Annotated in this window: 7 protein-coding genes; 6 read left to right on the top strand and 1 reads right to left on the bottom strand. The window is 60.9% G+C overall.

Annotated features, from left to right (window positions below; translation table 11 throughout):
• Positions 1-181 precede the first annotated feature (181 nt).
• Positions 182-742: a hypothetical protein gene (locus I6I94_RS05735; RefSeq protein ID WP_201620483.1), complete on the bottom strand. Its 561-nt coding sequence runs from the start codon at positions 740-742 to the stop codon at positions 182-184.
• Positions 743-915: 173 nt separating this feature from the next.
• On the opposite strand from I6I94_RS05735, the gene I6I94_RS05730 reads away from it, so the two are divergent.
• From I6I94_RS05730 to I6I94_RS05705, 6 genes are all read left to right on the top strand, one after another.
• Positions 916-2,874 carry a M48 family metallopeptidase gene (locus tag I6I94_RS05730; protein ID WP_201620482.1) on the top strand — a complete coding sequence of 653 codons (1,959 nt, stop codon included), beginning with the start codon at positions 916-918 and terminating at the stop codon, positions 2,872-2,874.
• A 236-nt stretch (positions 2,875-3,110) separates the two neighbouring features.
• Positions 3,111-4,082 carry a bile acid:sodium symporter family protein gene (locus I6I94_RS05725; protein WP_201620481.1) on the top strand — a complete coding sequence of 324 codons (972 nt, stop codon included), beginning with the start codon at positions 3,111-3,113 and terminating at the stop codon, positions 4,080-4,082.
• Between the two features lie 254 nt (positions 4,083-4,336).
• Positions 4,337-9,214, top strand: a complete 4,878-nt coding sequence (locus tag I6I94_RS05720; RefSeq protein ID WP_408015305.1) for an NAD-glutamate dehydrogenase — start codon at positions 4,337-4,339, stop codon at positions 9,212-9,214.
• A 742-nt stretch (positions 9,215-9,956) separates the two neighbouring features.
• Positions 9,957-11,312 (top strand): hypothetical protein, encoded by a 1,356-nt coding sequence (locus I6I94_RS05715; RefSeq protein ID WP_201620479.1) that lies wholly within the window; start codon positions 9,957-9,959, stop codon positions 11,310-11,312.
• A gap of 21 nt (positions 11,313-11,333) precedes the next feature.
• Positions 11,334-13,004, top strand: coding sequence for a GT4 family glycosyltransferase PelF (gene pelF, locus I6I94_RS05710; protein WP_037288749.1), 1,671 nt, complete (start codon positions 11,334-11,336; stop codon positions 13,002-13,004).
• A complete protein-coding gene (locus I6I94_RS05705; protein WP_408015304.1) occupies positions 13,004-14,188 on the top strand; it encodes a putative glycoside hydrolase in 1,185 nt (394 codons plus the stop codon). Before pelF ends, I6I94_RS05705 begins: the two co-directional genes overlap by 1 nt.
• The last annotated feature ends 73 nt before the right edge of the window (positions 14,189-14,261 follow it).

The raw sequence follows: 14,261 nt of genomic DNA, 5'->3' as shown, positions 1-14,261 counted from the left end.
AGCGAGTGTTGTAGTAGAGCGAGAGTGGTACAGGGTTGTAAGGTGCCCTGTATTCTTCGGAACATCCCCATAACTTAAAGGCTAGGGGCGGTTCCCGCCGGTGAGGTAACGAGCGCCGGCGGCGGGCCGCCCCTTGTGCTGTTCATATGCGGCCGCACCACACGCTTGAAACCGCGCACACCTAGTCGCACGGTACGCAGTGGGAGGCAGCGAATGCGTGCAGCTCACCCGAAGCTGCCCCTGCCCCAATGAGTGAAAGGCACCGCAGCTGCGTGGCGTACTCGCGGGCTAGCGCGGCATCTGACGCCGCCTCACCCTGCGGGTAGTGCAGAAGATCCACGCTCTCTGCGAGCTTATCGCTGCAGTACAGCGCGTACACGGGGTTAGGGTCAAGCACAAAATCGTATAGGTACGACAGCGCAATCAGCGCGTTCTGGGCCAGTACCGCCGCATCATCCGGCACATCGTCAGTATCGGGAATGAGGGCGAATATTTTCTCACGAATACGCATATTCTCTGGTGGGGATGAGAAGCTGCCGTGCTCAAGATACCCAAAAATCCTGCGCAGGAACGCATCGGCGTGCTCATAGCACCCCGGTGCCCGCCCACAATCAGCCAATAACCGGTCATAGGAGGCCACGCACCGAAGCATCCGCTTCACACAGCACGCACCAAACAGCAGCTGCTGTTCAGGGGCCACGGCGCGCAGGCGGGCCTCTACGCTGATTCTCTGAGCATCCACCCTTCTACCCTACCCGAGCGGCCGCACCCACCGCGCGGTCATGGCCGGGTAACACGCCCCGGTGCGGCCCACCCTAAAGTGCCGTGAGAGAGCCGCCAACCGTGTACCCGCCCTCAAAGAAACACGGTACAGTTGGGATAAAGACAAAAAGACACCAAGAACTGGACTACTGCATGACCCAGCACGGACCGGACCAGCCGAACCCCGCCAGCGGGGGCGGCCTGCCCAACGACCTCAGTCAAGGGTGGCTGCCCGAAGACAAACGGCAAACCCCCACCAGCCCGCTACCCGCCCCTAAATTCTGGGGATTTCAAAGCCTGCTGCCGTATAAGGCTGTCAACGGTTTGCGGCACCCCGGTGAGCTGCCCTGGCTCATTGCCGCCTACTCGTTTACCCTCATCTCGTACATTGGTCTGATCGTTTTCATTATCGAATCCTTCCTGCTCGTGATAGACAGCAGGGACTCCCTGAGGGATTTCGGTGATTACCCGCGTACCGGATCCGCCGAATACTACATGCAGGAGTACCTCCAACAGTTCGTGGTGCTGCTGGTGCTGGGGCCGCTGCTCATCTACATTGCGCGTGCCATACTCTACGCACAGCAGCGCGTGCGCGGCATCCGCATGTCTCCCACCCAGTTCCCTGAGGGGTACCAGATGGTCGTTGAGGCCGCCCGTGCCGCCGGCCTGCGCCGCGTCCCCGACGCCTACGTTATTAGCGGCAACGGCACGCTGAACGCCTTCGCCGCCGGCCACGGGTTCCGCCGCTACATTTGCGTATACTCCGACATGTTCGAGGTTGGCGGTAAAACCCGTGACCCCGAGGCGCTGCGCTATGTCATCGGGCACGAGGTGGGGCATATCGCCGCAGGCCACGTGAGCTATTTCCGGCTGCTGTTCACCAATAGTTTCATGCGGCTGCCCGTTGTTGGGCAGGCGCTTTCACGCGCGCAGGAGTACACCGCCGACAACTTTGGTTACCGCCTCTCACCCGATGGCGCCAGGGGAGGCATGAAAGTGCTCGCCGGCGGTAAGTACCTGAACAAGCAGGTGAACTTTGACGAGTTCGCCGACCGCGCCGTCACCGACGGGGGACTGGCCGTATGGTTCGTTAACCTCATTTCTTCCCACCCGGTGCTGACCTGGCGCGCCCACGCGATCCGTAACCGCCAAGAACCGGGGCGTCTCTTCTGGCGGCCCACCTACAACCCGCCCTCGGTGCCCGCGCTCATCCCCTCCTCCGAGCCGGTGCCGCTGTGGCCCGACCCGCTGCAGGCGGATGCGTTTATGCAGGAACAGAAGCCTGCCTGGGAGAACTACAGCCTGGACACCGTGCAGCTGCACACCCCACCCAACCCCGAGGGCGCACCGAAGTTCGAGGGCACCCTATACACCGGGTGGCAGGATGCGGCTGCCCGCGCCGCCTACGCCTCCCGGTGGGAACAGTACGCCGCCAGCGGCGGGCAGCAGCCCATGTGGCAGCCGCCCGGGTACGGCCCAGCACCGCAGCCGGGGCAGCCTCAGCCGTACCAGCCAAACCAGGCACAGCCGCAACCGCAACAGTACCCACAGCCTCACCAACCCGCACAGCCCGGGCCGCAGCAGGGCACCTACGGATACTATGTGCAGCCCGGGCAGCAGCCCGGCGGTGCTCAGCCGGGTACTGCACAACCAGGTGCACAACCAGGCGGCGCTGGGCAGATGCAGCAGCCGTACGGCTACGACCCCGGTTCGCAGGTTGCCCCGAGTCGCCCCGGTCAGCCGCAGCAGCCTCAGCCTGGGCGGGGCTACGGGTACTATGTGCCAACGGGGCAGGATAGCTCAACGGCACCGCAGCACGATAGTGAAAGCGCACAGCAGCAGGCCCACGTTCCGTACGGTATTGACCCGCAGGCAGGCTCTGGACCCGCCGAACCAGAAACCCCAGCTGAACAAACCCCGGCTGAGCCTGATGCCACGTGCTCAGGCACCGACGCGCCCGCCGATACCGGCGACTCTGCGGGGGACTCCTGCGCAGGCTCTGCCGCAGATTACGATTCAGGGTCCAGCTCGGACGTCAGTACGGATAGCGGGTCAGACTCCGGGACGGATTTCGGCTTTTCAACGGATTTCGGCGGATCCTCCACCGATTAAATATTCTAAAAACTGAATATAACGTTTTGCCCTGATATTGCGGGGCAGCGCGTGGCCGCCTTGCAGGTATTGTGAGGCGGCCGCCGCGTACCACAGCGCATAAACGCCTCGGGTAACACCGGGGCGCTCGGTGCGGTATACACGGCTGGGAAAGCGCCGTGTGAAGGCGCCGCGATGCAGACACACCGGTGCGTTCAGGAGCTCTAAGGCGCCTGGGGTGCGAGTAGAATGGGGTCATGCTCAGCAAACTCAAGGGAAAACGCCCCGATGCGCTTATCGTCATGCTCATCACCGCCGTGATACTGGCAATTTTTATCCCGGCACGCGGGGACTTCGCCGCATGGTTCAGCACCGGAACCAAGTTTGCTGTGGCGCTGCTGTTCTACCTGTACGGTGCGCGCCTTTCCACCAGTGAGGCCCTCAAAGGGCTGGCGCATTGGCGGCTTCACGCCATGATTCTCACCTGCACCTTCGTGCTTTTCCCCCTGTTCGGGCTGGCGCTTTACCCGCTGCGGTTCGTGCTTGGTGACGGGCTGTACCTGGGGCTGCTGTTTCTGACGCTCGTGCCCTCAACGGTGCAGGCATCAATCGCCTTTACGTCCATTGCCGGTGGGAACGTGGCGGCGGCGATTGTCAGCGCGTCCCTCTCAAGTATTGTGGGGGTGCTTGCCACCCCGCTCTTAGCGATGCTGCTTATGAACAGCGACCATGTGGCGATCTCCGGCAGTGTGTTCCTTGATATTGCTATTCAGCTGTTCCTGCCGTTTCTGCTGGGGCAGCTCACCCGACGGTGGGTGGGGGAGTTCGCGAAGAAACCCACCACCAAGTGGCTCGATAAGTTCTCGGTCATGATGATCGTCTATTCAGCGTTTTCAGCCTCGGTGGTGCAGGGGGTGTGGACGCGCGTGGACTGGTGGCAGATTGTGCTGCTGGTGGTTATTACGGCGCTCATGGTTGCGTTCATGCTGTGGGCGACCGACGTAATCGCCCGAAAGCTCGGGTTTAACCGTGCGGACCGCATCACCATCCAATTTTGCGGGTCGAAGAAGTCACTGGCGGCGGGCCTGCCCATGGCGATTATTATTTTCGGTTCCGGATCGCTCGGGTTATTGATGCTGCCGCTGATGGTATTCCACCAGGTGCAGCTGATGATGTGCACCTGGCTCGCAACCCGCTACAGCCGCACCCTGGGGCTAGCCTCCTCATAATTATGGGCACCCACGGCGTGGATTCCACCATGTGAGAGGCTGGCGGTGCACTGTATATTTCGGAGCTGAAATATGGTGCTGTTCTTCGCCCTGAGCTAGAAAATTCGGGGACTAGTCGTGCATTTTGCAGAGAATACAGGCAGAATAGGTATAAGCTTGAGTTAGGTTACACGCGCAAGCGCAGATAACAGACACACCGTCACAGTGAAGTGATAGAACTTCGGAGGCATACCTTGTCAGTGAGTGACAACGCTATGGGACGCTACTCTGGCGCCGATGCATGGATAGAGCAATACTTCCACAACAGCCCGGACACCGACCGCGAAGGCTACACCTCGGCGCAGTTGGAGGCGCTGGCCCGCACGCATCGTGAGCTGGCGCAGACACGCGCACCCGGCACCCCCCTGATTGAGGTGCACGATACCGAACATTCCACCATGGTGCTCATCGTAAATGACGATATGCCGCACCTGGTAAGCTCCATCACCGCCTATGTTTCCTCTGAGTTCGGCGGTATCGAGTCGATTTTCCATCCCCTCTTCGTGGTTGAGCGCGGCCCTGACGGTAACCTGCTGGTTGTGCGCGGCACCGGAGTTGATAAGCCCGTGGCCAGCGGCGACACCGCCACCTTGGGGATCCCCGCCCTGAAACTCTCAGAAGACGCCCCGCCCGGTTCAAGCGTGGCCGTGGAGTCGTGGATTGCGTTACGGCTGACCAGGCACCTGAGCGCCGAACGGGTTCAGGCGCTGCGTGAGGGCGTGACGAAAACCCTCTCCGACGTGCACGCTGCTGCCCGCGATAACGAGAAAATGGTCCTGCAGGTCAATAACATCATCACCTCCATGGATGCCCTGCGCGGGGTCACCCTTGGTGACGGGCAGGAATCGTTCAACGCCCACCCCGGCGGGAACGAGCCAGCCGCGCGGGTTATTGCCTGTCAGGAGTTCCTGCGCTGGCTGACCCGCGGGAATTTCCTGTTCCTCGGCGTGAAAGAGCGCGTGCTCACCTCGGGCGCTGCAGGGTTTGAGCTTGTTGACAAGCCCGGCAGTGCCTTGGGTATTCTGCGCTCCACCGAGGGTAAGCACAGTATCCCCCTCTCCGGGAAGGCGCTGGACCGCGCTCTTATGCCCCGCCCGCTGTACGTGACGAAAGCGAACACCCGCTCCACCGTGGGGCGCACCGACTACCTCGACTATGTGGGGGTGCGCCGTTTCGATGCCACCGGCCGGGTGGTGGGCGAGTACGTCATCCTGGGGCTGTTCTCCCGGCAGGCGTACTCACTGCCAGCTGTTGAGACGCCGCTGATTCGTGAGCGGATCGCCATGGTTCGCCGCCGTCTAGGGTTCCACCCCGGCTCCCACTCCGATAAGGCGCTGATTGGCGCTATTGAAGACTACCCGCGCCTTGAGCTGATACAGGCGTCGGTGGATTTCCTCACCGAAACTTTCAAAGGGATTATGGGGCTGGAAGAGCGCCGTAAAACCCGGTTGTTTTTGCGTGTGGACCGGTTTGAGCGGTTCATTACCGCGGTCGTGTACCTTCCGCGTGATCGGTTCAACACCACCGTGCTTAACCGCATCCAGCAGGTGTTCCGTGAGGAGTTCGACCTGCAGGCCATCGACTACCAGATTTACCTCTCGTCGTCGTCGCTGGCCCGTATATTTTTCCGTATCCGGCTCACCGACCCCACGGCTGTGCCGGAAACGGATATTAGCGCTCTCGAAAAGCGGCTGCAGACGGCCACCCGCTCCTGGGCGGAAGCCACCGCCGCCGCACTTGAGACGCTCAAACCCGGCATTGAGGGCCGCCGCCTGGCCGCCGCGTGGGCGGAAGCCGCACCCATGGCCTACCGTGCCGAATACGAAGTAGAAAATGCAATTGAGGATATCGTGACTTTTGAATCTCTAATGGCTGAGACCACTAAGCCCGCCGCTATCAAAGTTGAAAACGGCGCAGGCAACGTCACCCGCCTGAAGACCTACCTGACCAGTCCCCACACCCTCACCGAGCTTCTGCCCGTCATGCAGAACATGGGCCTGATCGTCGCCGATCAGAACCCCTCCGAACTCACCAGGGAAGACGGTTCACGCGTCTACCTGTACGACTTCGGTGTGGAATTCCCCGAGGGCGTGGACCCCGAGGAAGTCGCCTCGCTCTACGAGGACGCGCTGAACGCCTACCTGCTGGGCCAGCGCGAATCTGACACGCTCGATAGGCTGATCTTGGTAGAGGGCCTCACCTGGCAGGAGGCGAGCCTATTCCGCGCCTTTAACCACTACCTGATTCAGCTGGGCCTGGGGTACACCCCCTCGTTCATGTCGAACACCCTGCTGGCGAACTCCGCCGTCACCCTGCTGCTGGTGGACTTCTTCCACACCAGCTTTAACCCGAAGAACGGGCTCACCGATGAGGCCCGTGAGGCTAAGCGCGCCGAGCTGATTGAGCGCCTGCGTGAAGAGCTCAATAAGATCCCCACCTTGGACGCCGACCGCTACCTGCGGTCACTGACCCGCGTGATCCGCGCCGTGCTGCGCACCAACGCGTACCTTAACCGTGAATCCTTGGCGTTTAAGGTCGCCTCCGAGGAACTCATTTTCGCGCCCCTGCCGCACCCCAAGTACGAGATTTTCGTGTACTCCCCGCGCGTGGAGGGCGTGCACCTGCGCTTCGGCGACGTGGCCCGCGGCGGCCTGCGCTGGTCGGATCGCCGCGATGACTTCCGCACCGAGGTGCTGGGCCTGGTGAAGGCGCAGATGGTGAAGAACGCCGTGATTATTCCCACCGGCGCCAAGGGCGGCTTCTACCCCAAGCAGCTGCCGGATCCGGCCGTGGATCGTGACGCCTGGATCACTGAGGGCCGCGAATCCTACAAGGTGTTCATCCGCTCCCTGTTGGATGTGACTGACAACCTTAAGGTGTCTGCTGACGGCACCGAGACCGTGGTACGCCCCGAAGGTATTGTGGCCCGCGACGGGGACGACTACTACCTGGTGGTCGCCGCCGATAAGGGAACCGCCGCATTCTCCGATACCGCGAACGCGATCAGCGCCGAGTACGGGTTCTGGCTGGGCGATGCGTTCGCATCTGGCGGCTCGGTCGGGTATGACCACAAGGCGATGGGCATTACCGCCCGCGGCGCGTGGGAGTCCGTCAAGCGCCACTTTGCGGAGCTGGGCCATGACTGCCAGGCGGAGGAATTCACCGCCGTCGGTATTGGTGATATGTCCGGCGACGTGTTCGGTAATGGCATGATGCTCTCGCAGAAGACCCGCCTGGTTGCTGCCTTCGATCACCGCGATATTTTCCTTGACCCGAACCCGGATGCGGCGATTTCGTTTGAAGAGCGCGTGCGCCTGTACAACCTGCCACGCTCCTCATGGCAGGACTACAACCGTGAGCTGATTTCCGCTGGCGGCGGCGTGTACTCGCGCAGCGCCAAGTCGATTGAGATCACCCCGCAGGTTCGTGAAGCCCTGGGCCTGGGCGAGGACGTGACCGAACTGGCGCCCCCGCAGCTGCTCGCGGCGGTTTTGAAGGCACCGGTTGACCTGCTCTACAACGGCGGTATCGGCACCTACGTGAAGGCATCCACCGAGGACAACCTGCAGGTGGGCGATAAAGCCAACGACGCGTTGCGCGTGAACGGCAACGAGCTGCGCGCCAAGATCGTGGGTGAGGGCGGCAACCTGGGCTTCACCCAGCTGGGCCGTGTGGAGGCCGCCGAGAACGGCGTCATCATTAATACCGACGCCATCGACAACTCCGCCGGTGTGGAGACCTCCGACCGTGAGGTGAACATTAAGATCCTGGTGGATCGCCTGGTGACCGGCGGTGAGCTTGCCGCTGAAGAGCGCGCCGACTTCATTGAGTCCCTGCGGGACGAGGTGGGCGCTAAGGTGCTTGAAACCAATATTGAGCAGAACGTGCTGCTGCAGGGTGAGTTCCACGAGACGTTCCTGGGCATTAACGTGTACAAGCGCCTGATGCGCCACCTGGAGGCGAACGCAGGGCTGAACCGCAAGGTCGAATTCCTGCCCACGGACAAGCAGCTGCAGGCGCGTTTTGAGGCGACCGGGCTGGGCCTGACCCGCCCCGAGCTGTCGGTGCTGGCCGCCTATGTGAAGATTTACCTCACGCACGCCCTGGAGCAAACCGATTTCGCGGACGACCCCTACCTGAGCGGGGTACTGCACGAGTACTTCCCGGCAGCCCTGGTGCAGCGTTTCGGCGAGTACCTGGAATCACACCCGCTGCGTAAGGAGATTATCTGCACCCGCGTCGCCAACGAGATGGTGAACCTGGGCGGTATTACCTTCGCCTACCGTGTGACGGAAGAGACCAATGTTGGTGTGGACGCTGTGGCGCGTGCCTTTATTGTGGCTCGCGAACTGTTCGAGCTTGGCAAGGCTGCCGCGCTGCACCGTGCACTGCCGGCCACCACCGCCCTGGAGGCATGGTACACGGTGCTGCGTGATAACCAGCGTGTGCTGGACCGCGTGGTGCGCTGGCTGATTGCTGAGCGCGGCGTGGTTGCCGGCATCAGCATCGGCCAGATGCTGCAGAACTTCGGTGAGGTCGTCTCCCTGCGCCACAACCTGCCCGAATACCTCTCGGAAGCTTCCCGTGAGCGGGTGCGCGCTAAGCGTGTACTCGGTGAAGAGTGGGGCCTGCCGGAGGATCTTATCGTCATCTGGATTCGCGGGTTCGAAGGTTACGCCCTCATGGACGTTATCCGTTCCGCACGGGACAACAGCCTGGGTGCAACCGAGCTGGCGCCGATCTATTTCGCATCCTACGACCGGTTCAAGGTGGATCAGCTGCTGGGCCTGATCAGCGAGCTGCCGCGTAATGACCGCTGGGAGACCCTGGCACGTCAGGCGATGCGCGGCAGCCTGTACGAGACCGCCGCCGAGCTGGCGATCTCTGTGGCCTCTGAGAACGGCAAGCATGAGACGCACACCCCCGCCGGGGCGCAGCTGGCGCTTCAGGAATGGGTTGAGAACCACCCGACCCGTGTGGGTAATATTGACCGTGTTCTCGCTGAAATCCGTGAGGCTGAACCGGCACCAGCCGGGCACCCGCGTCTGGCCGTGATTTCGGTGGCTCTGCGCACGCTCTCTAGCGCATCCTAGGGGCGTTACCGCCAGATAAGGCTGAAAAGGCCCGGTGCTCCCACTCGACAGGGCGGGGGTGCTGGGCCTTTCGCTGTGCTCCGCGCCCAGTTTAAGGGGTTTGAAAGTGCACTGTGGGCCGGGAAGGCACCCCGCGCCCGCCTTCGGGTGGTGCAGGCCATAAAAATGTGGTTTTTAGTGTGAAACCCCACACATAGTGAGGGATTTATTGGTAATCTTAATTTGACGTACCACGGGGGTATGGGGGCATTATTAAACGTCTGGAGATTGTTGCCGCAGGCAGTTAGCACGGTGTTTTACACAATACGTCAAACAAACGTGACGCGAATAATATTTCATTTTATTCGCCGTTAAGCGGAGATTTAAATACACCACGCCGAAGGAAAAATACTCTAGAAGTCAAGGTAAAACCCGCAATTACGCGGAAATAACCCCGACGATAAACGCGCGCATTTATACCGGTTAATGAATACCATCCCGGTGTGCGCTAATATCATGTACAGACTGAAAGTTAACGTAAGCCTATACCTTGAGGACAACATGATGGAAAGGCCCGCCCGCAGCTGGCTCAGACGCAGATAAAACAATATTTAGGCGAGACAAGCACCAGCCGCCAACACTACACACATTGCACGGTGCACCCACCCCGCACGGGGTGTGAAGGTCTCGCTCACAATCACCGTAGACTAGTACTATAACCAGCCACACCCAACCACTACCCCAACCACAAAGGCATATTCCCTTGGCACCCACCGACGCACAAGAGGACGCCACGCGTAAAAAACTGCGTCTTCTTTACAACTTTTTACTCTACGTATCGCCCGTCGCCCTGCTGATGGTCGTCTTCCCGGTTGTCACACCAGAGCTGGGCAGGTACCGTCTCGGCGACGTACCCCTCGTACACGTTATTCTTGCAGCATCCATTACCGTGCCCTGGCTCAGCCAGGCCGCCTGTATGCCCATCTACCGCGCCATCGAACTAGAACACAAGCGGGTCGCAAAAAACCGTCAAGAACTCACCGAAAGACTTGAGACGGAACTCAAGGAAGGTACCGTCGAAAAAGTTCGCCAGCTCAAAGCCCTCCTCAAAACCCCCGCATACCAGCGCGTGAGTGACGTAGCCGCGTTCGCCCGCAACTGGCCATACATTTACCTGACCACCCTGCCCCTCATTATCCTCTTTGCGCTGCCGCTGATCTTCATCATGCACTGGAGCGCATCCGCTGTTGCCTCCTACCTCATACTCAGCGTGCTTAACCTCGCCTTCGCGCAGCTGCTCGTGCTGCCGAGCCTGGCTAAAAACCAGGTGGACTGGTTCTTCGCCTGGCTCGGGTACGCGGCGGCGCTGCTGTTCTTCCCCATCTTCTGGTTCCTGCCGCCCACCGCAGGCATTATTGTGCTGCTGCTGTGCCTGCGCAAGAACATTCGCCAGCTCAAAGTATTCAGCCGCACCCCCATTATTCATGTGGCCCAGGATGCGCTGCGCGGGTTCCTCACCGGCTCGGTGCTGTGGGCCGATAAGTACGTGCTGTTCGTCGCCGCCCACGGGCAGATTAACGTGGTCGCCATCTACATCAGCCTCATCCCGTGCGTGCTGGCCTACAACTACTTCTTCGTGGCCGAAGCAGACCGGGTGAACCTCGTCATTAAGAAACTGTGGAGCACCTTCGAAGAGAAACCCTTCGCCCAGGTCACCAACACCGCCAAAGAAGCAACCCACGTGTCGAACTACGCGATGGTTCGCAGCCTCACGGTCGCCATTTTCGCCTCGGTCATTACCGGGCTGATCATGCTCGTCGCCATCCCGCACGTGTTCCCCGTAGGGTTCGCCGGCATTATTGCCGCCGGGCTGTTCTTGGTGGTTACCCTGTGCAACTACCAGATCGAATTCATGGGCCTGTACCGTATCTCTCAGCTTATCGGTGTGGCGCACCTGGTGCTGGTATGCATCATCTTCGCCATTATGCCCAACGAGGGCGGCTACTTCCCCCTTATCCTGGGGGAGGCCATACTCGCCATTATCGCCTACACCTTCTACCGCCGCGCGTGGGCTTCGCCGGAGCATTCTCTCTTCTGGCGTCGCGCGCTCGCCTGGTAGCTTTCCCACTAGGAACACCACATGCGAAACGTCTATGAACCTCTGCGCCGCCCAGCACCGGCGCCGCGCACCCCAGACCCCGACTACCCGGATGTCGATGTCGCTATCGTCATGGAGTCCACCTACCCGTACCTTAAGGGTGGAGTGTCGTCGGTGGTGCACGACATTGTCTCGGAGAACCCGGATCTGACGTTCGGGATTATTCACATCGCCTGGGACTCAAACTCCCCCCAAGAAGACCTCTACGGCGTGCCGGAGAACGTTAAATGGGTGCGTGTGATCTACCTGAGCATGGAGGAGTTTAAGGAAGAATTCGCCCACGACTGCGACCCCACGCACCTGCGCATGAACGCGCGGCAGCGGAAAAAGCTGGTGCGGCGCATCCTTGAGGCGTTCTCCGCGCTGGTGAAGGGGGACATGAACCCGCTGTGGGACCTGTACGATGAGGGGATTAACCCGCGCACCCGCTCCTTCCCGCTGTTCTCGGTGGTGGGCAGCCGCGAGTTCATGGAGGCGATGGGCACCTGGGGGTTCCTCTCCGAGATTCCGCTGACCGAACTGTTCTGGAAGGTCCGCGATTTCACGTCTTTGCTGTACGCCCTGCTGCGCCAGAACATGCCGTACGCCCGCGTGTACCACGCGCACACCACCGGGTACGCTTCGCTCATTGCGGCCGCCGCTGCGCGCGACTACGGGTCGAAGTTCCTGCTGACCGAACACAACCTGTATGTGCGCGACACGGCGAATACGAAGCTTGAACGCCCAATGGATAAGCCGGTCACGGCCGACTATAAGCTGTTTATGGAACGCCCGGTCACCTTCGACGAGCGAGTCTGGGTCACCTGGTTCGTTGAGATGGGCAGGTTCTGCTACCCGAGCGCCGACATGATCACCTACCTGTACCCCAAGGCCCTGGAAGAGGCGCGCGGTTTGGGTGCGCCCATCGACCAGCTGAACCCCGGCGATCGTGAAGATCACGCGATTATTTTGCCCAACGGTATGCTGATTGAGAGCGTGCACTCGGCCCTTGAAGCCCGCATGGCTGCGCGCATGAAAATCTTTGAGGACGCCCGCAACCACGTGTGGCGGTTCGTGTTCATTGCGCGCGTGGTGCCGATTAAGGGCTTGGCGGATCTGATTCGTACCCTGGCACAGATGCGTGATGCTGGCATCATGAACTTTCACCTGGACGTGCTGGGCCCTACCGACCACCGCATCGACTACTACCAGCAGTGCCTGAACCTGATTGAAGACTTGGGGATGGGCCAGTTCATCACATTCCACGGGACGGTAAAGGTGCGCCAAATGCTGGCGAACTACGACCTGCTGCTAATGCCTAGCTATAATGAGGGGCAACCCGTCGTGGCGCTGGAAGCGATGGCTGCGTCCATACCGCTGGTGAGTACCGATGTGGGCGGCATGTCGCAGTTGATCGACGATATTTTGGACGCCTCCGACGGGAAAGAAATTGGTAACTGTGGCATCTTAACTGTTCCGGGGGATGTGACCGGTTTTGCCCGCGCCTTGCGCATCATTATGGAAACCCCTGGGCTGTATGAGCAGTATAGCCGTAACGCGTATGCGCGCGTGGAGAAGTTTTTCCAGTTGAGCCTGGTGATGGAGCATTACAACCGCATCTACCGTAAGCTTGGTGGGCTGCCCGCACGACCGTCAAAATATACTGAGGAATGATTAATAATACAGCTCTGCGGGCTGGTGTGCCCGGCCGTTTTGGTGCGTGGATACGCTACGGTGGGGACCCGATCACCCGGAAACAGCTAGAGTTTGCTGTGCAGAACTATTCGGTTGCTATTCTGCAGCCCTGGGAGCAGGACGCGGCACTGTACCTGAAAAAGAATGCGCCGGATATGGTGGTACTGGCCTATAAATGCCTCTCCTCCACCCGCTCCTACGAGCCGGGGCCCATCTACTCCTCCGGGGTCTCCTGGGATACGGCGCAGCAGGCGCTGCAAAACGGCAAAGACCTGTACGCCCGCCGTACGGACGGCTCACTCATTGAGTGGCGCGGCTACCCCCAGCACTACCAGATGGCGGTATGGGACTCCGACTACCGCTGGTACTGGATGGACTCGGTCGTCAAAGAACTGCGTGACTCGCCATTTGACGGGGTGATGGGCGATAACGATATTGAGAGCGACTACTACGGGCTGAACCTGCCTATCCGCAACGTCGACTCCATGGCGACTGTACGCGCGGGCCTAGACCACCTGATCGAGTACGCGGGCGCCGAGCTGAACAAGGCCGGTAAGATTCTGGTGCCAAATATTGCCGAGGCCCGCCTGCGGTGGGGCAAATGGGAGGCGCACAGCGCCTACGGCGGCGGTTTTGAGGAAGTCTGGTTGGGCTGGGGCGCCCAAGAATTTCTGGACTCCACCTACGCCATGCTGCAAAGCCGCCACATTGGCCGCGGCGCCCAGGGGCAGGTGCGCCTAGCCTACGACGAGGGGCTTCAGCGCGCCGATCGGACAGCGCCGAAAGTGACGATCCTGCGCACCCCCTCCGGCGGCCCGAAAGCACCGGTGACGGGCACGGACGAGAACCTGCTGTACGGGCTGGCGGGGTTCTGGATTTTCGGCGGCGGGCGGTTCACGGGCATTGCAGTCACCGAGCATGATAGCTACAACGGGACCCCGTTCTCCCCAGAAATGTCGTACGATCTGGGCACCCCCGCCGAGGCGGTGAAAAGCGACGGGGCGGTGCATGCGCGGGCGTTTACACACGGCTGGGCGGCCATTAACCTGGGCACCACCTCCCGCATGGTGCGTGTGCCCAGCGGGCTCAAAGACGCCGCCGGCAATACCCCGCCCAGCACGCTGACACTTCAGGCACACCGCGGGGTTCTCTACCGCAAGTAGGGGTCATGCGCGAGCGCTGCCCGACGGAATTATGCTGCACTCAGCGGGGTGCTGGGCCGCCGGGCACACCCGG

The organism is Rothia aeria (assembly GCF_016726365.1).
Lineage (GTDB): Bacteria > Actinomycetota > Actinomycetes > Actinomycetales > Micrococcaceae > Rothia > Rothia aeria.
The sequence above is the reverse complement of the archived record's forward strand: the minus strand, read 5'-3'. Positions and strand labels throughout refer to the sequence as shown.